Below are 25026 nucleotides of genomic sequence, written 5' to 3' on the forward strand. Positions count from 1 at the left end.
CACAACATGGCTGAAAGCTTAATACTTGAAGGGCGAAGGGAAAGAACATTCCCTAGAACAGTTAAGCCTAGACCACAACGGTATGCTAAGAACAAAAATGCCGTTCACTCTTAAGTGAACGGCATTAACACAGTAGTGGTGCCCTTTTTTATCAGAAAACGTTATTGAGTCATAGGAAGCTGTTGCGCGATATCTTCGAGTGCCTGTTGAAGGATCTCTGTCGTTTGCGCGCCTGAGATAAGATGGCGTTGCTCAATGATCAAGGCTGGCACAGCTTGAATTCCTGCCTCTAACCACTGTTGCTCTGTGACAGAAACGGTTTTCGCCCACGACTCATCAGTTAAAACTGCGCGGCAGATTTCTCTGTCTAAACCAAGGCTCTGTACTAGGTCGAGCAAGACATCATCGTCATCTAAGGCTTGCCCGAAAGTGAAATAAGCACGAAATAGTGCCATTTCCAGCTCTAATTGTTTTCCTTGGCTATTCGCCCACATTAATAATTGATGCGCTTTACGGGTATTATAAATACGCATGTCGTCACTGAAATTGAATTGAAAGCCGACTTCTTGCCCTAGGGCGCTGAGGGTTTGGCGTGCTTGTAAACTTGCTTCTATCGACGTGCCATATTTTTTGGCTAAATGTTGCTGTAGGTGTTCACCACCTATAGGCATAGCAGGGTTGAGTTCAAAAGGGTGCCAATGGATGTCTGCATCGATCGTATCGCTGAGAGCCAGCAGCGCTTGCTCTAACCGCTTATAGCCAATGATGCACCAAGGGCAGACAACATCTGACACGATATCAATGCGTAGTTTTTTCATTTTCTTCCCTACCGCGATTGGCAATTCACTGACCTTAATTATAGCGAGATTATCAGCATAAACTGTGACTTGTTGTGTAGCCCTTTGGAAAGCTAGGCGCTTTTTTATCGCTCTACGCCTTTTCTCTCATACAAACAATATTGCAATAAGGCTGATGGAATTGCTGAAACGCTCTCTATACTCTAAAAACGTTAAATGCAGAGAATTAAACTGCGCTTTGAGAAACAAGTGACGTATTGTGAGGTTTCGCCTCTTTCAACTTGTGAGTTAACCATGATGAACAGGGACATTGACGTATGACAAATGTTCAACCAACCGATGTGATTTTGCATGCTTTTGATTGGCCGTATCGTTTAGTCGCTGAGCGTGCAGAGCAAATTTTCCAACTGGGTTATAAAACGGTGTTGATTTCACCGCCGATGAAATCGTTCAAAATCGCTCAAGGTACAAAATGGTGGCAACGTTACCAACCGCAAGATTATCGCATCATTGATAATCAACTGGGCAATACCCATGATTTTAAACAAATGGTTGAAACCTTAACCGCATTAGGCTTGCGAATTTATGCCGATGTGGTGTTCAACCATATGGCCAACGAATCCAAATTGCGTTTGGATTTACAATACCCGAGCGCACAAGACTTAGCTTCCTACCAGAATAAAAGCGATGAGTACCAAGCGCTGCGCCTCTTTGGTGATCTGACCCAGCCACTCTTTGATAAAGATGACTTTGTGGAAGCGTTTGGCATAAAAGATTGGAAGGATCGTTGGCAAGTGCAAAATGGCCGCATTACTGGAGGGGCGCATGATCCGGGCCTACCCACGTTGCGTGATAATGAACATGTGGTTGTACAACAACAGGCTTATTTAAGGGCGTTGAAAGCGTTAGGAGTCAAAGGATTTCGAATTGATGCTGCTAAGCATATGTCTATTGAGCATTTGAAGAAAGTATGGGCCGATGACATTACGCAAGGCATGCATATTTTTGGCGAGATCATTACTGATGGCGGTGCAACCAAAGAAGAGTACCAACTTTTTCTCGAGCCTTATCTGCAAGAAACCAAGTTGGGTGCTTATGATTTCCCACTATTTCAAACGGTATACGATGCGTTACAAACAAAAGGTAGCCTGAAATGGCTGATTGACCCTTATTGTTTTGGTCAGGCGCTTTCCAACAACCGAGCGATTACGTTCACCATTACGCATGATATCCCCAACAACGCTGTGTTTGCCGACCTCGTCATGGATGAAGCCTTAGAAAATATCGCCTACAGCTACATTCTTGGTCGCGATGGGGGAGTGCCATTAATTTACACCGATTTAAACACCAGTGGCATTTTGAACCATGCTGGTCTTCCGCGCTGGCAAGAGGCATGGTGTTCGCCACAAATGGCGGCGTGTATTGCTTTTCATAATAAAATGCATGCGTTGCCAATGAAAACGCTAGAAGCGAGTGATGACTTGTTAGTGTTCAGCCGCGGTAAGGAAGGGATAGTGGTTTTGAACAAATCTCAACGCAGTCAGCGCGTTGAAATTGATTGGGCAAATCCAATGCTAGAATTGCTTACGAAGCAGCAGTATCAACCCAATAACCAAAAGATTGTCATGGATATCGCCGCTCGCTCTAGCGCCATGCTTTGTCGGCTATCAAATGTCTGATGGTGAATAAAACGGTGAGTCGTTAGAAAAGTAAAGGCGCGTAATCAGCGCCTTTACTGAGTCTACCCAGTTGCTGTGGTAGAGGATTAAACGATAAATTTATTCAATATAGCATCTTGCTCTCGGATATTTTCGGTTTGAGCTTGCATGGCGATATTGGCATTGTCAGCGGCATCTGCAACTTGAACGGAAAGATCTTTGATCTTAACCGTGTTGTTGTTGATCTCTTCTGCTACCAAGCTTTGTTCTTCGGCTGCCGAAGCTATTTGGATATTCATATCGCTAATTTGCTGAATAGCATCGCGGATTTTCAGCAGAGCATTATTCGCTTCTTCGGCACGATTGACCGCCTCAGCTGCCGTGGTTTTACTCTGATTCATCGCATTGGCAACAGAAGTAGCGCTCGACTGCAACTTCTCAATCATATTACGGATCTCTGTCGTGGATTGCTGTGTTCTTTGCGCCAGCGTACGCACTTCGTCTGCAACGACCGCAAAGCCTCGGCCTGACTCTCCAGCCCGAGCCGCCTCTATCGCTGCGTTTAGTGCCAGCAAGTTGGTTTGGTCAGCAATGTCGTTGATCACTTTCAAAATGGTTTCGATGTTTGCCGTTGCATTTTCTAGTGCACTTACCTCTGTTACTGCTTCATCAATACGCGTCGAAAGATTATCGATCGCTTGCGTGGTTTGGGTCACAACATTGGTACCAAATTCTGTCGCATCATCAGCATCTTTTGCCGCCGATGCCGCGCCTTGCGCGTTGTTGGCGACATCGCCAGAAGTGGTGGCCATCTCATGCATGGCCGTGGCTAATTGCTCAAGTTCATGCAGTTGATCACGCATCGCTTCGGCCGATTCTTGCAACCCCATCGAGGTCATTTCCGAACCGCGTAAAATTTCTGAACCGATGGCTTTAGACTGGGTAATTTGTTGTTGTAAGGCTTCAGTAAAGGTATTGAAACCGACCGCTAATACCGAGAATTCTTTATCCGTGTCGGTGGCTAAGCGTTGGGTTAAGTCACCACTACCAGAGGCAACGTTCTGTATTGCATCGTTGAGCGCACCCAGCGGCTTCATCAATAAGCGGATAAGCACAAGCAGTATCGCAATACTAAACACTAAAGCGATCAACGTATAGATGATCGAACTGTTGCGCAGTGTCGCTAAAGACGCATAGGCGATCTCTTCATCCAAAACGACACCGACGTACCAGTTCTCTCCGGGGACTTTTGAAAAATCGAGTGTGTAGTGTTTATTGTCGATCAGTACTTGTTTAGGCTCTTCGACGATAACGGCATTGCCTAAGTATTCTTTCATTGGCTTGCCGTTCATCTCTGCTCGGGGGTGGGCTATGGTTGTGCCGTCGGATGAAACAATAAATACATAGCCTGCATCAAATAATTTTACGGTGTTGACCAATTCTGCTAACCCAGCAAGGCTAACATCGTAGAAGATGGCGCCGATAAATTTGCCGTTATCTTTAACTGGGGTAGCAATAGACACCAATATTTCATTAGTGGCAGAGTCGGCGTAAGGTGCAGTAATAATCAGTTTGTCGGCATTTTTTGCATCAATATACCAAGGGCGAACTCGTGGATTCCATGATGCGCCTGGGTTCCAAGTAGGATCATTACTGATGTAAGAGCCATCACTCTCAAAACCGACCCCAGCCAGTAAAAAAGTTTGTTTGACAATCGGCCTTGTGATGACCTTAGACATACTTTCTCGGTTAATGTCGACTTCCAACATGCTGGTGGCATAAGCAGCAATGGCCTTGCGGCTATTGATCTCTGCACCAGCTGTATTGCTAACCCCATCCACTATTTCAGTTACACTCGCTTCAACTTGTGACTTCACTTCTTTTTGGACGGTGAAGTACTGTTGTATCGTCAGCAGAGTAACGGTGACCAACAGCAGCAAAGATGACGCCGCGACGATCTTATGGCTGAATTTCATGGCAATCCCTTCCATCAATAAATATTAATATTATTAGTAAATGTATAGTTAGGGATTAATCATTCAGCCAGTAAACAATCCATTTTTAAGCGAAAAATTACAAATTTCGCCCGAGAACTAAAAGCGCAAGTTGTTGGCACTCTTGTTCATTTCCTTGGAAAAGCTCATCGACGATTTGGTTCAGCTTGATGCCAGACAGTTTGCGCTTTTGTGCCTCACGAACACGTAGTGCTATTTGACATTCAATTGGTAGCTCACTTACTTGATGTGGTTGCCACGCTGATAGCTTTTCGCTGAAGTTGTTTAACGATAATTTGGGTTTAAAATGCGTGGCTTCACTTTTTAGTACATGAAGAAGGTGCGAATAGATTTCATCGTTAGGTTGACATTGACTCAGGTGATCACAAGCGGCTTGGCTCAGTTCAGATAAGGTGACGTAACCCGCTTGATGGGAAAAATCGGCGGTTAAACGTACTGAAAAATCGACACGCTGCCACTGCGTATTAGGAAAAATAGTCAGCGAGCATAAACAGTCAAAAGGGATCCAAAAACTCTGCTTTGCTTCAACTGAATATTCATGTTTGCCAAGTTTACACAGTACTAATCCGCTCATTACTCGAATCAAACTGTGTTTGATGACTTTCTTGCGAGGGGTGACAACTAAGTTAGCAGACAGTAAGGCTTCAAATTGAATCGCGTAGTTCATGGTACTTCTCACTGATTTTGGGGCGCTAAGAGTACCTTGTCTCACAGAAAATGCCAAATATGCGAACTAAAATCACCTTATTCTGGTCTGACCTTAGTGAATCTGTTACGACTGTAGCTGCGAGCTACGTCAACTATGCGTAGAATGAGCCAGCTTTTTATTTGATGTATGAATATATGACCACCACAACTGATCCTTATGTAGATATCCGTCCTTACAACGACGATGAGATTCCAGCGGCTATTGACCGTTTAATTAATGATGAAGAATTTATCTCAGCTATTTTGCAACATCGTTTTGACAAACGATCTGCTTGGCTAAAATCGATACTGAGCCCTTTTGTAAAAGCATACTTAAAGTTTAAATGGGCCAAACTCACGTCCGTGGAAGCAATCCAACTTGAAGTGAAGAAATACCTCACGAAAACACTAGAATCAACGACACAAGGTGTCACCTTCAGTGGTCTCGATAAATTGGATAAACAGACGGCTTATTTATTTATCTCGAACCACCGTGATATCGCGATGGACCCAGCATTGGTCAACTATGGTCTGTATATGTCTGGGCATAAAACTGTACGTATTGCGATTGGTGATAACTTATTGAAAAAGCCTTGTGCTACAGAGCTGATGCGTCTTAATAAGAGCTTTATTGTGAAACGCTCGGCTAAAGGCCCGCGCGAGATGATGAAAGCGCTCAGTACCTTATCTGCTTACATTAAACACTCACTTGAAACTGGAAATTCTATCTGGATAGCGCAAAAAGAGGGACGAGCAAAAGATGGTAACGATTTTACCGATCCGGCCATTTTGAAAATGTTCCATGTGGAAGGGCGCAAGCAGAAAATAGAGTTTGCTCAGTATATTCAATCGCTCAAAATTGTCCCGGTCGCGATTTCATATGAAAACGATCCGTGTGATATGGCCAAAGCGTGTGAGTTATATGAAAAAGCGACGCATGGGCGTTATGAAAAAGGGGAATTTGAAGATATTGAAAGCATTGTCCAAGGTATTGTCGGTGAGAAAGGCCGAGTGCATGTTGGCTTTGGTGAAGTGATTACTCAAGCATTTGAAACGCCAGAAGCATTGGCGCAAGAGATCGATCGCCAAATTCACGCAAACTACAAATTATTCCCGATCAATAAGTTAGCGGCTGGGATAGAAAGTAGTGATATCACGCCAGATATCCGCGCTCACTTAGAAAGCAAGCTGACTCAGATCCCTGAAGGGGCACAGCGCTATTTACTCGATAGCTACGCCAACCCAGTAAAGAATCAGCAATAATCATTAAACGATGAAGAGAGGGGCTCACGGCTTCTTCTCTTCTCTTTTTCTAGCCTATCTTGCGACCGCGCCGCCAAGGGTCAGTTTGCTTGGCCATTTACTGATGACATTACCTCCCAAATAAATATTACCATTTACGGTCATCGTGTCAGGAAATTCGGTGATTTTGGAACCGCCAATAAACAAACTCCCTTCCACGACTAAACCTTCGGGCAATTGGGTTAATGGCGTTCGAATTACGCTCAAATCCCCCTTGACTAAGAGATTCGCAGGCAGCGTTTCAAGCGGTGTATCCGTGAAATTCAGGTAACCACCGACCTTGATTCTCATTGGCCACGATTTGATTTTACTACCCAGTAAGTTCGCATAACCACGAATGGTGGTACCTTTTGGAATATTCTCTAGCAAGCTATTAGATGCTTCTAAACTACCCTGCACATTCAAGCCCTTAGGCAGGGATTTTATCGATGTCTTAGCAATATTTAGGTTGCCTTTGAGCGTGAGATTTTCGGGTAGTGTTGTGTAGGGTTTATTACGCAAATAGAGATTGCCATAATTATCAAGGTGGTTAAGGATTTGATATTGATCGAGCGGCTGTGACCATGCACAAGAGGCATAGAGAAGGTTGCATAATGTTAGTAAAAGCGAAAACTTATTCATAAAGCCTGCAGATGAAGACACGATACCTAGAGTATCGGCAGATTACGGTTAAGCTTCAATAATGCATTGCCTAGGATGAGAAAGCAAAGTGCTTGGGCGATAAAAAAGCGAGCCATGATTAGGCCCGCTAAGAGCAATTAGATTAACGAGCCAAAGAGCGCGACTTCAGTTCAAAAATAAGTTTTTCGGCACTGACTTCAAATTTGAAACGTGCATGCAATTCAGTAGAGTTATCATCTAACGGTGAAACTTCAAACTCAACATTATCTGAAACTTGTTTGGCAAGAGCGAGGTACTTCTCAAATTCAGCTTCTAGCTGAGCTTTGTTGGGAGCCATGACCATCACTTCGGCAACTTCATCACCTTCTTTGATAATAAAGCCAATTTCGCCAGCGCAGCCACATGCTTCGCAGACTTGGATATCAACGTCTTTTTCGATACTCATTGTGAATCCTCTTAGTAAATGTATGGACATTCTAACGGGCAAATCGTTTATCAGCCACAAAAAGCCAATCAGGTTTGGGGTAAATCGCGTCTTATTTTGGTTGTTCGAAAGTTTTTAGCCATCGTTATGAATTAATGAGTGTGATACTGTTCAAATAATCACTAGTTTTTGTGTCATAAATTTGTCAGAACAGTGTTCAGTTCGTTGCGAATTGTTGATGATTGTAAGATTATTCGGTTGAAACAATTATTAATATTATAAATTGCGCTTCATCCATTAGTGGTGATGACTAATAAACTGGAAATTTAAGTTTTATTAGTGATAGCTAAAGGAGTGACAGTAACAAGCCAGTAGATAACGCTTTTAACAAGATAATTCTGGTTTGAATTTACTGTTTTAAAGGATGGTTTTTTAGACAGAAAATGCCATACCACGAGGGGTGATTCGCGAAACGGCACTATCATCGCAATTGAGTTAGATGGATTAATAAAAAAGAGAAGAGTCTGGACCATGCCAAAGCGTAGTAAAGAAGATACTGAAATCACCATTCAGAGAATAATGGATGCTGTTGTCGATCAGCTATTGAGACTGGGTTACGACAAAATGTCGTATACCACGTTGAGTCAGCAAACAGGGGTTTCACGAACGGGGATTAGCCACCATTTTCCAAAGAAAACCGATTTTACGGCCGCTTTAGATGGGCGGATTTTTAAGCTGTTTGTTGAGCATTTAGATTTTGAAAATGACCTTTCAAGCTTTTCAAATAGCTGGATAAATGCGCTGGAAAATGCACAATTTTTGGCTATTTTGCGTTTATTATTTCATCATGTTGTGACGACTGAAAATGCGGATGAATTTGCAGCAAACGGTGTCGATCGGTTATACAAAACGGTGGCTGTACAGTTTGGCAAAGAGAGCGCAAGGGAGCTTGAGTGGCTGATTGGTAAATCACTGATTAAAATGAGTCAATAATTTGGCACTTTGTGCAAGCTTGTATTGTCGACTTTAACACTAAAGCCAACTGAGAAGTTGGCTTTAGTGCTTTTTGTAGAGAGATTGTGTCGATCAATCGTACAACGTTGGGATCGGTTGACGTTTATGCTGAGTTGCTGTGTAAATCGCGACAAGACGGTCAATCACGTGCTGTGAAACAGGCTTCCCTTCTAAAAAATCATCGATTTGGTCATAACTTAAGTTTAACGCATCTTCATCTGCTTTTTGTGGTGCGAGCTCTTCTAAATCCGCGGTGGGTGTTTTTTGAACCAATTGCTGTGGTGCGCCTAATTTAGCCGCTACCGCGCGCACTTGACGTTTACTCAAGCCAAAAAGTGGTGCTAAATCACACGCGCCATCACCAAATTTAGTATAAAAACCGGTGATGTTTTCTGCGGAATGATCCGTGCCGAGTACTAACGCACCAACAAAACCTGCAATTTCGTACTGCGCAACCATGCGAGCGCGCGCCTTTACATTTCCTTTCACGAAATCAATTTTGGCACTGTCAGTTGGAGTTAAGCTTGTGCCTTGTAGCGCATCAAGAGAGGCTGAGTGCAGGCCATCTACACCCGCTTTAATATTGACCGAAATTGAGTGTGTAGGTTGAATGAAGGAGAGAGCAAGCTGCGCTTCATCCTCATCTTTTTGTTCGCCATAGGGTAAACGAACGGCGATAAACTGATAGTCGTTAACGGCGTATTCTTGGTTGAGTTGTGTCACGGCGAGCTGGGCTAGACGGCCGCACGTTGTTGAGTCGACGCCACCACTGATGCCAAGCACTAAAGACTTACAACCAGATTCAACCAATTTGCGTTTAATAAACTCAACGCGCCGTTCAATTTCATAAACAGGGTCAATGGATGAGAGAACACGCATCTCATCACGGATCATTTGTTCCATTAGGGTTCCTTTTCCTGCAAGCAATATAAATCTTTGGTGTATCATACCGAAATCATCAGATTAGAAAACCGAGAAAATGGTTTTCAGACTTGAATAGGATTGCTATGACCAAAATTGCCGTCTTTGGGAGTGCTTTTAACCCTCCGAGCTTAGGACATAAAAGTGTGATTGAATCGCTAAGCCATTTCGATTTAATTCTGTTGGTACCGAGCATTTCACACGCTTGGGGTAAGCAGATGCTCAGTTATGAGATCCGTTGTGAACTTATTGATGCTTTTATTCGTGATTTGCAGTCAGATAAGATACACCGCTCAATAGTCGAAGAGGAACTGCAACAGCCCGGGCAGAGCGTCACAACTCACGCTGTTTTGTCATTACTGCAAAAACAATCACCTGATGCTGACATTACTTTTGTAATGGGCCCGGATAATCTGTTCAATTTTGCGAAATTCTATAAAGCTCAAGATATCTTGCAACGCTGGTCAGTCATGGCCTGTCCTGAAAAAGTCGCGATTCGTAGTACTGATATTCGTCAGCGGTTAGCTGAAAATTTAGATATTGCCGATTTAACGACTATCTCTGTTAGGAAAATCTTGCAGCAAAGAAAACTTTACTAGACAATCCACGCCCTTTTCGTGGTCGGAGCTGTTTGCATTCATGAAGTTAAATGTGGCTGTTTGTGCGTTAATCATGTTTTCGTCGCTGACGGAAGCTTGCGATCTCTATTCCGGTTCATTATTAACGCCAGAGTTAGAATTAACACTAGGTGCAGATAGTAGCCCAACAATGTTACCAGCATCGGGCGTCTGCTTTTCTATATTAGATAGTATGGGCTACGCATCGAAACAACTGCTGGCTTTAGGTTTATTTGAAGAATCTCCAGCCGACTCTTCTTACTGGGCCGATTGGTTTTTAAAAGCCGATTCGGATCCCCTGTTTACTCAGAAATTGGCCACAAGCTACATTGGCTTTGGAGTCTGGATACCCTCTGAATTGCTTGACGAGCAAAGTGATATGTCAACCGAAGAGTGGTTAATGAGTCACGGCTTACAGCTAAGTATCGGTTTTGGCGAGAAAAAAGCGGGTGAGCCGCGCATGCGTTTTGACTATCGTTGGCATGAAGATTTCGACAGTGTTGTCATGATGCAAATTGAAGTTCCCTTCTAACGTTTTCCCTCAGTAAACACACTCCCTCAGAAAACAAAAAAGCCAACCGCAATATTCGCGATTGGCCTATGTAAATTGTGAACAAAGAGTATTCACTAACAACGTCAGTTGGCTAGGTGACCCTCGGCTTAAGAAGGGTCGATATAGTTATTGCAGCATACGTGCCAAGTTTTATAGCGCTTAGTTGCTATTGTTTCCTTGTTTTTTCAAACTTCCCCAAGAAAATTTTTGCAGGCTGCAAATGCAAACTGCAAAAACGACTCAGATTGCTAATGCCGCTAGGTTCAATCACATTCACTCTGCTATCTCACTTTTATTTAATTACACATCTAACTAATTGGTGGTTTTTTGGTTAAATATTCAATCTTATTTATTTATTTTAAATCAGTGAGTTATATGTATTGTTGTTTTTTTGAATTTTTGGGTTGAATTTTTCATTTGTACTGTTAGTTTATATAGAGGTTTTTAATTAGAGCTCTAACTATTCATGTGGCAGACAATGATTACAGCAGCACCTTGGGTTGCATACCCGGAAATTATGCAAACAAAGACAGAACAATGGACGTTTCGTACCCCTAATCAAGCCGACGGGCAGCGTGTACATGATTTGATTGGGCTATGCCCTCCCTTAGATGAAAACTCCTCATACTGTAACTTCCTACAAGCGATTCACTTTCAAGAGACCTGCATCTTAGCGGAAAGAAATGGCGAAACCGTGGGGTTTATTTCGGCCTATTTAAAGCCTGACAATTCTGATGAATTGTTTATTTGGCAAGTGGCCGTGCATCCAAATGCTCGTGGGCTAGGGCTTGCCTCACATTTGTTACATGAATTGCTCGCTCGTGACGTTATGGCTGATGTTCGTGTATTGGAAACGACTATCACGAAAAACAATCAAGGTTCATGGAGCCTCTTTAAGAAGTTTGATCGAGCACATGGCGAGCAAGGAGAGGTATCGACCTTTCTCGATCAAACTCGTCACTTTGAAGGTGAACATGATACCGAGTATTTATACCGTATTCCGCTCAAACCTCGTTCTAACTTAACAGGATAACTATCATCGTTATGGACATTTTTAAAAAGAAAGAATCAAACGTGCAATCTTATGCCAATCACTTTCCCGTAGTTTTCTCTACGGCAAAAGGAAGCTGGCTATTTACCGATTCTGGTGATCGCTACTTAGATTTTTTGGCTGGAGCTGGTTCGTTAAATTATGGTCACAATAACGCCCTCTTTAAGCAGGCGCTATTGGAGTACATTGATAAAGACGGCATTACTCACGGCTTGGATATGCACTCCTCTGCCAAGGCTGAGTTCCTCGCGGTATTTGAAAGTCTCATTCTTGAACCAAGAAACCTCGACTACAAAGTGCAGTTTACTGGTCCAACTGGGACTAATGCTGTAGAGGCGGCAATGAAGCTGGCCAGAAAAGCTACGGGTAGAAGTAATATTGTGGCTTTCACTAACGGCTTTCATGGTTGCTCTTATGGCGCACTTGCCGCAACAGGAAATCAACATCATCGAGGCGGCGCTGGGCTTAGCTTAGGTGGCGTGACGCGGCTCCCTTATGATGGCTATGCCAATATTGATGGCCTGTCGCTATTTGAAAATATGCTGAATGACAACTCATCGGGTTTAGACAAACCGGCTGCGGTATTATTGGAGGTTGTCCAAGGCGAGGGCGGCTTGAATTGCGCGTCCAACGAGTGGCTGCAACGCTTAAGTCGTCTCTGTAAGAAAAACGATATTCTGCTTATCGTTGACGATATTCAAGCTGGTTGTGGACGTACGGGAACCTTTTTCAGTTTTGAGCCATCAGCAATAAAACCGGACATAGTGACGCTATCGAAATCGCTCAGTGGTTATGGGTTACCTATGGCGATTGTGCTGCTGAAACCTGAGTTAGATGTGTGGAAACCGGGAGAGCACAACGGAACCTTTCGCGGTAATAATCACGCCTTTGTAACCGCTACAAAAGCGCTGGAAACCTATTGGTCAAATGATGATTTTACCACTCATATCGCACATCGAGCCAAGCAAGTGACGCATGTCATTCAAACCACACTGCGTCGTTTCCCCACACTGTTTAACCGCCACAAAGGGCGTGGACTAATGCAAGGCATTGAATGCAGCAGTGGTGAGATCGCCCATAAAATTGCTCGTCGTTGTTTTCAACTAGGGATGGTGATTGAAACCGCAGGCCCAAATGACGAAGTAATTAAGTTTTTCTGCCCACTTACTATCACAGAAACCGAACTTGACCAAGGTTTAGATATTTTTGCACAAGCGGTAGAAGAGCTAGCCTCTCAGTTAATTAAAAAAGCATCTTAGGAATAAAAAATGATTGTTAGAACATTAGAAGAGTGTCGCCAAAGTGAGCGCCGGGTTGTTGCTCAAACTTGGGAAAGCGTTCGTATGCTGCTGAAAGATGACAATATGGGTTTTTCATTCCATGTTACGACCATTTTTAAAGGCGGCGAGACCCATATTCACTATCAAAACCATTTGGAATCCGTGTATTGCATGTCAGGTGAAGGGGAAATCGAAGTGATAGGAGGGGAAACTTACCCGATAAAGCCCGGCACTTTGTACATCCTTGATCAACATGACGAGCACTATTTAAGAGCTTATTCTGGTGCAGATATGGTTATGGCATGTGTTTTTAACCCGCCACTGACAGGAACTGAAACGCATGATGAAAAAGGTGTTTACCCAATCATTGAGTAATCACTCGCGACGATTCACTGCATTCAATTTAAAAGAAAAGGAGATCCCATGTCTTACACCGTAGAAAAAATCGGTGGAACATCAATGAGCGCTTTTGATGCTGTGCTCGACAATATTTTACTAAGGCCTCATCACCCTTATGATCGAGTGTTTGTGGTATCAGCGTATGCAACCATTACCGATGCTCTACTGGAATGCAAACGCACTGGCAAGCCCGGTATTTACCAGATGATCGCGAAACATGATACGCAATGGCAAGAAGCCATGTACCAACTTGAGCAACGTATGTTGCTGATTAATGAGCATTTGTTTGCCGATCCTATGAGTCGTATTCGCGCGGATAAATTTATTCGTTCGCGGATCTCAGAAGCAGTCAACTGCATTAATAATATTCTAGAAACGTGTCAATACGGGCAGTTTTCATTGCGTCAGTATTTGCCTCAGGTGCGAGAATTTTTATCTTCAATAGGCGAGGCTCATAGTGCCTATAACACCAGTTTGAAGCTAAAAACTCTTGGGATTAATGCATGCTTCATTGATCTCTCTGGGTGGAATAATGGCCAAGCAGGAAGCTTAGATGAGGTGATTTTGGCTGCCTTCGAAGACATTGATGTAGCAACGCAATTGCCAATCGTGACTGGCTACGCCTATTGTAATGAAGGATTAATGAAAACCTATGATCGTGGCTATAGTGAAATGACCTTTAGCCGCATTGCCGCATTAACCAACGCAACGCAAGCGATCATCCATAAAGAGTATCACTTAAGCTCCGCAGACCCGAGAATTGTAGGCGCGGATAAGGTTAGCCCGATGGGATTGACGAACTTTGACGTAGCAGACCAACTGGCTAATTTAGGTATGGAAGCGATTCACCCGAATGCGGCAGCTGGGCTGCGTCAGCAGGGGATTGAACTCAGAATCAAAAATACGTTCGAACCAGAGCATAAAGGCACTCTCATTTCCAATGTCCATAAGCCTCAGAACAATAAGGTAGAGATTATTGCGGGTAAGGACAAAGTGTTCGCCTTGCATATTTTTGACCAAAGTATGGTCGGGAAAATTGATAATGCCAGTTATGAATTGATGGAAGTGATCGCCGAAGCTAAGGTACATCTCGTTGGTAAAGAGATGAATGCAAACTCGATGACGTATTACCTCAGTGGCAGCAGCGATAACTTAAACCACGTGTTGTACAAAATAGAGAAGCGCTACCCGAATGCATCCGTATCAGGAAAAATGGTCGCCCTCATTTCCGCAATCGGTGCATCAATGAACACCAACAACGCATTAACGCAAGGCATGCAAGCATTAGTTAACGCAAAAATTAGCCCTATTGCCGCTCACTCGTCGATGCGTAATGTCAATGTACAATTCGTCGTAGAAGACAACGATTACAATCGCGCGATTTGTGTTTTACATGATGTGTTGATTGCGAAACCGCTATCTACCAAAAAAGCGGCTTAGCGGTTCAGATTGAAGCATCGTTCCCCGCAATCGCCCCCCAATCACATAGTCATCTATGTGATTGGGGATTTATTTTCTGAGCGGATATTTTTTAAGTGGTTTAGCTCGCTTAGGTTTCAAGCGGTTTGGAAAGCTACAACATCACTAAACTTGCTGTGCCCAAGAAGGCAAAGAAGCCGACAACATCCGTTACTGTGGTTAAGATGACAGAGCCCGCTAATGCTGGGTCAAGCTTAAACTTATCAAGCGTGATCGGGATGAGTACCCCAAACAGCGCGGCGGTAATGATATTTACAACAATGGCCAGTGAAATGGTGGCGCCAATCATCGCTGACTGGAACCAGAGCCCTGCCAAAGCACCAATGATCAACGCCCATAACAAACCGTTAATGGAACCAATACCAATTTCATTTTTGAGCAACGCAAAACGGTTACCCGGTGTAATTTGGTTCAATGCCATGGCACGTACCATCAAGGTTAAGGTTTGACTTCCCGCAATACCGCCCATCGAGGCAACAATTGGCATCAACACCGCTAACGCGACAACTTGCGAGATGACAGTTTCAAACATTCCTATAGTGACCGAAGCGAGGATGGCGGTCAGCAGGTTGATCCCGAGCCAAAGGCCTCGTTTTTTGGAACTTTTAATGATGGGTGCAAATAAGTCATCTCCTTCATCCATACCTGTACCTGCCATTAAGCGCGATTCGTAAATCTCTCGTTGTGTACTCAGGGCAAATTGCCAGTCAATTTCACCCACTAAGATTTCATGGTTATCAATGATGGCGACAGTCGGCAATTGGGAATGTTCTAACGCTTCTACTGCTTCAGAAAGTGACTGGTGAGCATTCAGCGTAAAGAGATCATCTTGCTTGATGTTTTTCAGTAAAGTTTTGCTTTCAGCAAGCAAAATTTCTGTATAACTCACGATACCTTGGAATTTTTTTGCTTTGTTGATCAAATAGATATGTTGTGGAGAGTCATAATGATATTTCTCCAATAGTATCTTGGCTTTGTCGACACTGATGCTGAAAGGCAAGGTATACACTTTACGGTTTGCCCAGTGGCCAACTTCAGTATCTTCATAGGCATTGGCTTGATCATACAATTCAAGCTCGTCGCGACTAATTAAGCGCAGCGCTTCACTGATGATTTCATCAGGCAGAGAATCGGCCCATTCGAGCAGAGATAAGTTATCGAGTTTGGCGAGAGTCAGTTTTAGTTCTATTTCTGACAGTGCGTTGATGATAGAAAAACGTACTTCAGCACGCATCTCTGTCAGTACATCAATGTGTAGCTCTAAGGGTAGGCTACGCCACAGACGTACCCGCTGCTCGACAGGAAAAGCTTCTAAGATGATTGCGATCGAGCTTTCATCAAGCCCACTTTCCACGTACTCGCCGAGTAAGTCGATTTGTTGCTGCTCATCGGCTTTTGAAATCGTTTCAATATGCAGTGAAAGGTCTTGATATTCGTTCAACGTTTTACTCCGATAGGAAGTTGTTTCTTCTCGATTTTTTTCACGGCTTTTTCTGGAGTTTTGTTTAATACAATTACAGGGCGAACAATAAAGAGGTTGTTTGGATAGAGCACTGTATTGCCATCAACATTCTCTAATACGACATTGAGTAGGTTCATGTCGACGATTTTACCTTCAACAAAATTTGCGCCATCCACCACTCGCACCCATAAACCGATGCGACAGTGGTTTTGTACAAATAAAACCAGAAATGAGGTGACGTTGCTCAGCAAAGACCAACCTGCAAACAAACCGACGCCAAGCAACGCAAAAAGTGATGAGCCAACAACCAATAACCCACGCAGTTCCACGCCCCACATCATTAGCAGAGTCAACACTAACACCAAGAAGAGTAAGGTCTTCACCAGCCAACGTGCTCGTTTAAGCCGATGAATATCGACTTTGCCTATGACCATATTCTCAAACCATCGCACGGTGTAGCTGGCTGTTTTAGGATAAATAAGCAACGCCATGATCGTGATGATCCATTGATAATTTTTTTGAAATAAGTCTAAGTATTCCATGACGAATCAGAAAAAGGAGATTTGGTTCAAAATAACCGAAATTCAGTCAATTACAACCTCTAATCTGGCTGAGGTTGATAATTGGAATTGGGTTGAGAAAAAAGTAACCAATTTGCTTTAGTCGGTCGAATAAAAACTAGAAAGGGTCATCGGGTTCTAGGCTAGACAATAGTGTCGATGCTTCTATTTCTGGTGTTTTCATCATCATCGATAACCGCTGTAAAGTAGAGAGAATGAGAGTTTGTTCCCATGCGTTTAACGCCTGAAATTGTTCAATAAAGCTATCTTTTAGCAGTGTGGGTGCTTTGAGTAATAATTCATCTCCCGTTGGGGTCAACAACGCATGAACTTTACGTTTATCTTGTTGATCTCGCTCTCGAATGATCAGTGCGCGCTTTTCTAAGCGATCCAAAATGCTGGTCGCTGTAGCTTGGCTCATATTAGTATGATCGGAGAGTTGCTTTATGGTCATATCGGCCGAGTTTTGGATCGCACGCATTAACAATAGTTGGGGGCTAGTGAGGCCAAAATCTTTGTTTATTTTTTTGGAATGGAGATCTGTCGCACGAATAATTTGGCGTATAGCGACCAGTACTTCTTCATGAATATCCAATACTTTCCTCCTTGAAAATAAGCAGAGCCACCCTTTTGATATGGGTGGCTCCATATTCTTACTTCGCTGCTTCTTTGGCGGTTTTTATCCACGAATCGAATTCAGATTGGTGAGCTTTTATCCAACCATTGGCATGAGCTTCAATATCTTTGGCAGAGTTTTTACCTTTACTCATGATCATGTTTTGCGCACTGATATCATTAATATTCAACTTCATGATTTCAAAAAGTTTTGCTGCGGCTGGGTTTTCTAGAGCGAATTTTTTATTGGCGACAATCAGCATACTGTTCATCTCAAAGCCGAAGTTCTTTCCATTGGGTAGGGTTGTATCGATATTTTTGCGCTCACCAGGTAGGGCAGAGAAAGGGACTTCAAGCCAAGTGACATCTTTACCAGGGACCAAAACCCCACTTACCCAATAAGGTGTCCAAGTGTAATAAAGGATAGGGTCGCCTTTTTTGTAGCGTGAAATCGTATCGGCAATGATAGCGGCATAGTTACCTTGGTTGTGAGTAACGGTCGGTCGTAAACCGTAGGCGGTTAAGTGCTCCTCAATCACCATCTCACAACCCCAGCCGGGTGTGCAGCCAGTTAAGTCTGCTTTACCATCGCCATTTGCATCAAACAGCTTGGCGATTTTAGGGTCTTTTAACTGAGCAATATTAGTAATACCGTACTTATCTGCCGTTTTTTTATCAATCAAGTAGCCTTGCGCTGCTCCTGATATATATTGACCTTTTCGATAGAACTTAGCGTCGCCGCCCGCCATCGAGTATTTGTCGGCGTGTAAAGGAAACCACCCAACGGCGAGATAGGTTGCATCGCCTTCGGCAATCGAAGTATAAGCCACGTTGTAGTCGACTTCTTTGGTCGGTTTGACATCGTACCCCAGCGCTTCCATCGCTTTGTTCACGATGAGAGTTTGAAATGTTTCTTCAGCCACTGTCGATTGTACGGGTTGTACACTAATACCTTTGCCAGGAAGTTTATCAGCCCAAGCGCTGATGGGTAATGCCGCCGATGCGATTAAACTGGTTGAGATTAACGTCTTCCATGCGTAATTCATTTCTGTTCTCCTAGATTGTTGGCACTCTGATGAGTCAGTTTTTGCTTCAGTAAATAAAAGGGTGAGATAGGGCCGGTTTGATACCAGCGTACTTTTTGATCGCGATTTTCTGTACCGATATGCTGAGTTAGGCGATCAAGTAAGATGGCGAGAATGACAATGCCAAGTCCCCCCACGGCAGCGAGTCCCATATCAAGTCGGCCAATACCACGCAAAACCATTTGCCCCAAGCCACCGACAGCAATCATGGAGGCAATTACAACCATCGACAGCGATAGCATCAGTGTTTGGTTGACACCAGCCATAATGGTCGGCATGGCTAGTGGTAACTGAATACGGTAGAGCATCTGTTTTGGGCTTGCGCCGAATGCATGGCCTGCTTCGATAAGCTCTTCGGGAACTTGTTGAATACCTAAGATGGTTAAACGAACAATCGGTGGCAGGGCGAAAATAATGGTTACCACCACGCCAGGTACGTTGCCAATTCCGAACAGCATCACGATCGGGACTAAATACACGAATGCGGGTGTGGTTTGCATCGCATCCAAAACGGGGCGGATGAATTTTGCAGCCGTTTGATTTCTGGCCAGCCAAATCCCAAGTGGCAAGCCAATCAATAGGCAAAAGAATACCGAGGTCATGACCAAGGCGAGGGTGACCATTGCTTGTGACCACGCTCCGATTAATCCAATCGTAATCAGCGAGGCTAATGAAGCGATACCCATTTTAGGTCCAGCAAGTTGCCATGTGATCAAAAATAAAATCAACAACATCACAGGCGCTGGCGTTGAAACTAACGTGGTTTCAAATGAACTTAAAATAAAATCAACAGGTACTCTGACAGCTTGAAATAATGGCCTACCGTGTTCCACTAACCAACCCAGCCCGGTTTCAACCCAGTGATCAAAGGGGATAATTGCATCTTGAAATGGGTGCAGCCAATCGAAAGGCGCGGGAGCGTCGGTTGCGCCATTTAACCAATCACTTGCTGTAGTTGGGGATGCAGTAGTCGCTGACCAAGGATCGTTGCTGACAGGCGTTTGCGCGGCAGACGCCCATGGGTCAAGCGCCTCTGTGGATTGAATGTTGGTTTCCGTTGTCATAATTATTCCCTATCCAAAGTCTGCAATAAGCGTGATTTGGTGATCACGCCGTAATAATTTCCCTGCTGATCGACAACAGGCACGGCATAGGGGACTTCAGCCACTTGGCTGATTAATTCACTAACAGACAGCTCCGGATCAACCGTCACAATGTCAGGCAGTAGTGCCGCGCTAAGCGATGTTTGTTGCTTGAGAGCTTGTTTCAGAGAGTCGAGCGACACAATGCCAGAGTATTTATTCGTACGGTCAACTACAATTCCGTAGTCTCGGTCATGATCCATCAGTAACTGCATTGCTGCAGCCGGGCCATCATTGTCGTGTTTTTTAAAAACGGCCGCGGGTTTTTTACGGGCAATGTCTTTAGCTGAAAAAACACTGGCAACATTAACGCCACGAAAGAATGAACTGACGTAATCGTTAGCAGGATGATGCAATATTTCATCGGGCGTGCCCGTTTGTACGACGATGCCATCTTGCATGATGGCGATACGGTCACCAATTCTCATTGCTTCATCAAGGTCATGAGAAATAAAAACGATGGTTCGCTTATCATCATTTTGCAGGCGGATTAGTTCATCTTGCATTTCGGTGCGGATTAACGGGTCGAGTGCGGAAAATGCTTCGTCCATTAACAAAATGTCAGGGTCGTTGGCGAGTGCACGGGCCAAACCAACGCGTTGTTTCATCCCACCCGATAACTCATCAGGGAATGACTCACAGTAGGCGTCTAAGCCAACCCGAGCGAGCGCTTCTTTTGCACTTTTATTACGTTCATGAGCCACCACTCCTGATAGTTCTAATCCAAAGGCAGCGTTTTCAAGAACGGTCATATGTGGCATGAGTGCGAAGTTCTGAAATACCATTGAGATATTTTTACGTCTCACATCGCGCAGCTCTTGCTCTGAAATATGAGCAATATCCTTACCCTTCAGTAAAACACTTCCTTGGGTTGGCTCAATCAGGCGGTTCAACAATCGAACTAAAGTGGACTTGCCCGAACCGGACAAACCCATAATGACAAAAATCTCCCCTTCATTGATTGAAAGAGACACATCCTTGACCCCAACAGTGAGCCCGGTTTGCTCGAAAATTTGGTCCTTATCCAACCCTTTTTCTAACAGCGGGAAAGCCTGTTGCGGAGTCTCTCCAAATACCTTGTAGAGGTTCTTAACTTCTAACACGGGTGACATGATTTACATCCTTTGTTCTTCATGGCTATTTAATGTTTAGCCGTAAATATGTATAGTACACTAAACATTAATTTGACGGTTTTCAAGTTTTAACCCAATTGCCATTAGCTATTTTGTCATTAACTTACTGATTTTTTATATCAAAAATAAATTTAAAAAAACAAAAAATAGTTTGAGTTAAAATGGTTGTATGTGGATGACAGGCCAGAGAAATTTGGGTCCATAGGTGTGCAGATTTGAAAATGGCGACGAATAAATCGACAACGTGTCTGATGAAAGAGGTAGAGAGTGAGAAAAATAAATGAGCAACCGATTGTGCTGCAATTATTGCAGATGTTCTTGTTCCTGATAGTGCTAACGTCTTTTCCAACGCTGGCACAGGAAGAGCCCTATTCTGAATCGCCAATACTGGATCGTCCTTTGGTTGAGCGCTACATATTGGATGAATTGAAAGCGTTAAGACAAGATCAACAAGATCTTGAACGGCGACTCACGATTCAAATTACCGACAGAGAACTGTCCGTTGCAGACAAGTCACTGAATTACTCGAATGTGACGGTGACCTATTTTTTCTATGTCATCGCTGGTGTTGCCTCATTAGTTGCATTAATTGGTTGGCAGTCACTTAAAGAAGTGAAGCACAACACGCGTGAGCTGGCCGATAAACGGCTAAATCAAATTGCGCAGGAATATGAGAAAAAATTCCTCGCCTTGGAGCGAGATCTTAAGCGCAAAACACGCATCATTACTGAAAACAACCGTGAAATTGAAATTATTAATGAAATCCATAACTTATGGTTGAGAGCGCAAAGTGTCCAAACACCAGAGCAGCGTATTGAAGTGTATGACGAAATTTTAAAAATCCGTCCCGGAGATTTGGAAGCGTTGACATACAAAGCAGATGCTGCGATGGAAATTCGGGAATACTACTGGGCACTGAGCCTATGTAATCGCGTGCTAGAGTTAGATGATGCTAATGCGCCAGCCTTGTACCAACGAGCATGTGCGTATGCGCGTATCGGAGCCGAAGAACAAGCGATTGAGGATTTACAAAGAGCCACGGAAATTAGCGCTTCATTGCGAGATTTAATTGCAGAAGAAGCTGATTTAGAAGGGCTACACGGCAATAAGAAGTTTGACGAGCTGATCAGTGGCAACGTTTGATTTTGTATTAAATTTCATCCACTTTTTATAGCTAACTGGTGATAATCAAACGTAATCTTAACGACAAATTATTATCATTAGACACACATACGCTTTTAACCGTTAATGCGCCTGACGTTACAGGCGTCAAGTCGTGATATCAGACTTTCTGATTCACTTTTTACTCTCTGTTTTTGTGAGATTAGATGTGGAACAACCATCCAAATTAGATCGCGTTCGCGCTGACTACAATGTTCATTATTGGAGCCAAGGCTTCTTCGGTATTGACAATCAAGGCGAAGTTTATGTTTCGCCGCGCCATGATAAGGCGCACCAAACCCCCTTGAGTTCGATCGTAAAGCAGCTTGAAGCGCGTGATTTAAATTTGCCTGTGCTTGTACGTTTTCCGCAGATCCTGCATCAACGCGTACATAACATCTGTGACGCCTTTAATCAGGCGATTGAAGAATACCAATATCCAAACAACTACCTGTTGGTCTACCCAATCAAAGTGAACCAACAAAAAGAAGTGGTGGATGAGATTTTAGCCAGCCAAGCGCAGCTAGAGACTAAACAGCTTGGATTGGAAGCGGGCAGTAAGCCAGAATTATTGGCGGTATTGGCTTTAGCCCAACAAGCAAGTTCAGTGATTGTATGTAACGGCTACAAAGACAGAGAGTACATTCGTCTGGCCCTGATTGGTGAAAAGCTTGGCCATAAAGTATTCATCGTTTTGGAAAAATTGTCTGAGCTGGATCTCGTGCTGAAAGAAGCGAAAAGCCTAGGCGTGAAACCACGTTTAGGGCTCCGTATTCGTTTAGCTTCTCAAGGCGCGGGGAAATGGCAGGCGAGTGGTGGTGAAAAATCGAAGTTTGGGCTCTCTGCATCTCAAGTGTTGACCGTTATCGAACGCCTTAAAAAAGAGCAGCAACTAGAAGCGTTGCAACTGGTGCATTTCCACTTAGGTTCGCAAATGGCGAATATTCGTGATGTGCGTAATGGCGTGAACGAAGCGGCGCGTTTTTACTGCGAGCTGCGTGATATTGGTGCGGAGATTGACTTCTTCGATGTGGGTGGGGGTTTAGCGGTGGACTACGACGGTACACGCAGTCAATCATCCAACTCGATGAACTATGGTTTAGCTGAATATGCACGCAATATCGTAAGCACGGTAAGCGATGTGTGCCAGTTATATAGTCAGCCAAGGCCAGTCATTATTTCTGAATCCGGCCGCTCGATTACCGCGCACCACGCCGTACTTATCACTAATGTTATTGGTACAGAAGCGTATTACCCAGAAGAGATTCCAGAAGTCGGTGAAGAAGCTCCGGTATTGCTACAAAACATGTGGCGTAACTGGCAAAGTTTAAGTGAAGGCTCTGATGCGCGTGCACTGATTGAAATTTACAACGATACGCAAAGCGATCTGTCGGAAGCGCACAACCAGTTTTCGACTGGCGTTATTAACCTTCAGCACCGTGCTTGGGCTGAACAGCTATCGCTGCGCATTTATCACGAACTGACACTGCAAATGAGTACCAAAAACCGCTTCCATCGTCCTATTTTGGATGAACTGAATGAGCGTTTGGCGGATAAGTTTTTTGTTAACTTTTCACTGTTTCAATCATTGCCAGATGCGTGGGGAATCGACCAAGTTTTCCCTGTGTTGCCATTGTCTGGCCTTGAAAAAGTGGAAGATCGCCGCGCCGTGATGCTGGATATCACCTGTGATTCTGATGGTGCAATCGAGCAGTACGTTGAGGGGCAAGGTATTGAAACGACGCTGCCAGTGCCAGCATGGAATGCCGATGAACCGTATTTGATGGGATTCTTCCTTGTAGGGGCCTATCAAGAGATCTTAGGCGATATGCATAACCTATTTGGCGACACACACAGCGTGGTGGTGAACATGGCAGAGAATGGCGAAACTGAAATCGTATCGATCAACGAAGGAGACACGGTTGAAGATATGATGCGCTATGTTCATATTGATGTGGATGCCATCCGTAAAAACTACCGCGAATTAGTTAGCCAGCGTGTGGCGGTTGAAGAACAAGAAAATGTATTGCAAGAGCTTGAGCAAGGCTTGAGCGGTTATACCTATCTAGAGGATTTCTAAATGAATGATTTGTTTACTAAAACTGATTATTCCCTGTATTCCAATGCGATGACGTTTGTACGTCGTCCTTATGTTAAAGACCCAGTAAGTGCAGATGCCGATGTCGTGGTACTGGGCGTACCTTTGGATATGGCTACATCAGGTCGCCCAGGGGCGAGAATGGGTCCAGATGCTATTCGTCGCGCTTCAGTGAACCTTGCATGGGAAGGTAAAAAGTTTCCTTGGAACTTTAACTTGTTCCAAGATACCAAAGTGATCGACGCGGGCGATTTGGTGTTTGATTGTGGTGACGCTGAAGATTTCACTTATCGCTTAGAAGCTGCGACTAGCGAAATTCTAAAAAGTGGCAAAACCATGCTTGCTTTAGGTGGTGACCACTTTATCACGCTGCCTATATTGCGCGCTTATGCCAAATATTATGGCGAAATGGCATTGATTCACTTTGATGCTCATACGGACACCTATGCCAATGGCAGCGCTTATGATCACGGCACTATGTTCTATCATGCGCCGAAGGAAGGGTTGATCTCAGCCAAGCACTCTGTACAAGTGGGTATTCGCACCGAATACAAACAGGAAGGCCACGGCTTTAATGTCATCAATGCGATGCAAGCGAATGATATGTCAGTGGAAGAGATCGTCGCTAATATTCGTCAAACTATTGGTGATAAACCCGTATACCTGACGTTTGATATTGACTGCTTAGATCCCGCTTTTGCTCCTGGAACGGGTACGCCAGTATGTGGTGGATTGAATTCCGATAAAGTGCTGAAAATCATTCGTGCATTGGCCGGTATTAATTTGGTGGGAATGGATGTTGTTGAAGTTTCTCCTCCGTACGATCAAAGTGAGCTAACGGCTTTGGCTGGTGCGACAATTGCTCTAGAGCTGCTTTACGTTTGGGCTTCTAAGCCAAACGTGGCGTCATAAAAATAAGTCAGCGCGCAGCATCACCACTGCGCGTTTTTCT

At 44.0% G+C, this 25026-nt stretch carries 24 protein-coding genes; 12 read left to right on the plus strand and 12 right to left on the minus strand.

From position 1 onward, the window contains the following. Positions 1 to 161: 161 nt before the first annotated feature. Entirely contained in the window at positions 162 to 842 is a 681-nt protein-coding gene (locus EXZ60_RS08515) for a DsbA family oxidoreductase (RefSeq protein WP_013867994.1), read from the minus strand. 272 nt (positions 843 to 1114) lie between these two features. Here EXZ60_RS08515 and EXZ60_RS08520 point away from each other — a divergent pair, with 272 nt between their 5' ends. Further along, on the plus strand, positions 1115 to 2476 hold the full coding sequence (locus tag EXZ60_RS08520; RefSeq protein ID WP_277435554.1) for an alpha-amylase family protein: 1362 nt from the start codon (positions 1115 to 1117) through the stop codon (positions 2474 to 2476). Positions 2477 to 2562: 86 nt separating this feature from the next. Here the strand turns inward: EXZ60_RS08520 and EXZ60_RS08525 are convergent, their stop codons facing one another. Further along, the gene (locus tag EXZ60_RS08525; RefSeq protein WP_277435555.1) at positions 2563 to 4431 is read right to left on the minus strand and encodes a methyl-accepting chemotaxis protein; all 1869 of its coding nucleotides are present in this window, start codon (positions 4429 to 4431) and stop codon (positions 2563 to 2565) included. A gap of 97 nt (positions 4432 to 4528) precedes the next feature. Beyond that, complete coding sequence (locus EXZ60_RS08530) at positions 4529 to 5137, minus strand: hypothetical protein (protein WP_017043337.1); 609 nt, start codon at positions 5135 to 5137, stop codon at positions 4529 to 4531. 176 nt (positions 5138 to 5313) lie between these two features. Between EXZ60_RS08530 and EXZ60_RS08535 the strand changes: the two genes are divergently transcribed. After that, positions 5314 to 6420, plus strand: a complete 1107-nt coding sequence (locus EXZ60_RS08535) for a 1-acyl-sn-glycerol-3-phosphate acyltransferase (RefSeq protein WP_026028217.1) — start codon at positions 5314 to 5316, stop codon at positions 6418 to 6420. A 54-nt stretch (positions 6421 to 6474) separates the two neighbouring features. Here EXZ60_RS08535 and EXZ60_RS08540 read toward each other — a convergent pair whose 3' ends face one another. Further along, positions 6475 to 7101: a hypothetical protein gene (locus EXZ60_RS08540; RefSeq protein ID WP_013867989.1), complete on the minus strand. Its 627-nt coding sequence runs from the start codon at positions 7099 to 7101 to the stop codon at positions 6475 to 6477. 121 nt (positions 7102 to 7222) lie between these two features. Next, positions 7223 to 7525 (minus strand): YfcZ/YiiS family protein, encoded by a 303-nt coding sequence (locus EXZ60_RS08545; protein ID WP_010318562.1) that lies wholly within the window; start codon positions 7523 to 7525, stop codon positions 7223 to 7225. Positions 7526 to 8035: 510 nt separating this feature from the next. On the opposite strand from EXZ60_RS08545, the gene EXZ60_RS08550 reads away from it, so the two are divergent. Further along, positions 8036 to 8497: a TetR/AcrR family transcriptional regulator gene (locus EXZ60_RS08550; RefSeq protein ID WP_013867986.1), complete on the plus strand. Its 462-nt coding sequence runs from the start codon at positions 8036 to 8038 to the stop codon at positions 8495 to 8497. Positions 8498 to 8590: 93 nt separating this feature from the next. On the opposite strand, the gene nadE is transcribed toward EXZ60_RS08550, so the two are convergent. After that, positions 8591 to 9421: an ammonia-dependent NAD(+) synthetase gene (gene nadE / locus EXZ60_RS08555; protein WP_026029071.1), complete on the minus strand. Its 831-nt coding sequence runs from the start codon at positions 9419 to 9421 to the stop codon at positions 8591 to 8593. Between the two features lie 104 nt (positions 9422 to 9525). Here nadE and EXZ60_RS08560 point away from each other — a divergent pair, with 104 nt between their 5' ends. The 6 genes from EXZ60_RS08560 (at position 9526) to EXZ60_RS08585 (ending at position 14779) form a co-directional block, all read left to right on the plus strand. Then, positions 9526 to 10038 (plus strand): nicotinate-nicotinamide nucleotide adenylyltransferase, encoded by a 513-nt coding sequence (locus EXZ60_RS08560; protein ID WP_164996821.1) that lies wholly within the window; start codon positions 9526 to 9528, stop codon positions 10036 to 10038. A gap of 40 nt (positions 10039 to 10078) precedes the next feature. Next, on the plus strand, positions 10079 to 10588 hold the full coding sequence (locus EXZ60_RS08565) for a hypothetical protein (protein ID WP_017046067.1): 510 nt from the start codon (positions 10079 to 10081) through the stop codon (positions 10586 to 10588). A 487-nt stretch (positions 10589 to 11075) separates the two neighbouring features. After that, entirely contained in the window at positions 11076 to 11642 is a 567-nt protein-coding gene (gene ectA / locus EXZ60_RS08570; protein ID WP_017046068.1) for a diaminobutyrate acetyltransferase, read from the plus strand. 11 nt (positions 11643 to 11653) lie between these two features. After that, on the plus strand, positions 11654 to 12919 hold the full coding sequence (gene ectB, locus EXZ60_RS08575) for a diaminobutyrate--2-oxoglutarate transaminase (RefSeq protein WP_047689962.1): 1266 nt from the start codon (positions 11654 to 11656) through the stop codon (positions 12917 to 12919). 9 nt (positions 12920 to 12928) lie between these two features. After that, entirely contained in the window at positions 12929 to 13315 is a 387-nt protein-coding gene (locus EXZ60_RS08580; protein WP_013867980.1) for an ectoine synthase, read from the plus strand. A 48-nt stretch (positions 13316 to 13363) separates the two neighbouring features. Next, the gene (locus EXZ60_RS08585; protein WP_013867979.1) at positions 13364 to 14779 is read left to right on the plus strand and encodes an aspartate kinase; all 1416 of its coding nucleotides are present in this window, start codon (positions 13364 to 13366) and stop codon (positions 14777 to 14779) included. A gap of 133 nt (positions 14780 to 14912) precedes the next feature. Here EXZ60_RS08585 and EXZ60_RS08590 read toward each other — a convergent pair whose 3' ends face one another. From EXZ60_RS08590 to proV, 6 genes are all read right to left on the minus strand, one after another. Continuing rightward, positions 14913 to 16259 carry a magnesium transporter gene (locus tag EXZ60_RS08590; protein ID WP_017046070.1) on the minus strand — a complete coding sequence of 449 codons (1347 nt, stop codon included), beginning with the start codon at positions 16257 to 16259 and terminating at the stop codon, positions 14913 to 14915. Continuing rightward, entirely contained in the window at positions 16256 to 16822 is a 567-nt protein-coding gene (locus tag EXZ60_RS08595) for a mechanosensitive ion channel domain-containing protein (protein WP_013867977.1), read from the minus strand. The genes EXZ60_RS08590 and EXZ60_RS08595 overlap by 4 nt, the downstream gene beginning before the upstream one ends. Positions 16823 to 16958: 136 nt before the next feature. Further along, the gene (locus EXZ60_RS08600; protein ID WP_017043348.1) at positions 16959 to 17489 is read right to left on the minus strand and encodes a MarR family winged helix-turn-helix transcriptional regulator; all 531 of its coding nucleotides are present in this window, start codon (positions 17487 to 17489) and stop codon (positions 16959 to 16961) included. 4 nt (positions 17490 to 17493) lie between these two features. Further along, entirely contained in the window at positions 17494 to 18501 is a 1008-nt protein-coding gene (proX, locus tag EXZ60_RS08605; RefSeq protein WP_017043349.1) for a glycine betaine/L-proline ABC transporter substrate-binding protein ProX, read from the minus strand. After that, positions 18498 to 19604: a glycine betaine/L-proline ABC transporter permease ProW gene (proW, locus tag EXZ60_RS08610; RefSeq protein WP_277435556.1), complete on the minus strand. Its 1107-nt coding sequence runs from the start codon at positions 19602 to 19604 to the stop codon at positions 18498 to 18500. The genes proX and proW overlap by 4 nt, the downstream gene beginning before the upstream one ends. A 2-nt stretch (positions 19605 to 19606) precedes the next feature. Then, complete coding sequence (gene proV, locus EXZ60_RS08615) at positions 19607 to 20794, minus strand: glycine betaine/L-proline ABC transporter ATP-binding protein ProV (protein ID WP_013867972.1); 1188 nt, start codon at positions 20792 to 20794, stop codon at positions 19607 to 19609. A 333-nt stretch (positions 20795 to 21127) separates the two neighbouring features. Here proV and EXZ60_RS08620 point away from each other — a divergent pair, with 333 nt between their 5' ends. From EXZ60_RS08620 to speB, 3 genes are all read left to right on the plus strand, one after another. Then, the gene (locus EXZ60_RS08620) at positions 21128 to 21958 is read left to right on the plus strand and encodes a hypothetical protein (protein ID WP_277435598.1); all 831 of its coding nucleotides are present in this window, start codon (positions 21128 to 21130) and stop codon (positions 21956 to 21958) included. A gap of 187 nt (positions 21959 to 22145) precedes the next feature. Continuing rightward, complete coding sequence (speA, locus tag EXZ60_RS08625) at positions 22146 to 24056, plus strand: arginine decarboxylase (protein ID WP_026027469.1); 1911 nt, start codon at positions 22146 to 22148, stop codon at positions 24054 to 24056. Next, positions 24057 to 24986 (plus strand): agmatinase, encoded by a 930-nt coding sequence (speB, locus tag EXZ60_RS08630; protein ID WP_013867969.1) that lies wholly within the window; start codon positions 24057 to 24059, stop codon positions 24984 to 24986. It abuts the gene before it with no gap. The last annotated feature ends 40 nt before the right edge of the window (positions 24987 to 25026 follow it).

Origin of the sequence: Vibrio sp. 1151_11 (assembly GCF_029478525.1) — a bacterium.
Taxonomy (GTDB): domain Bacteria; phylum Pseudomonadota; class Gammaproteobacteria; order Enterobacterales; family Vibrionaceae; genus Vibrio; species Vibrio anguillarum.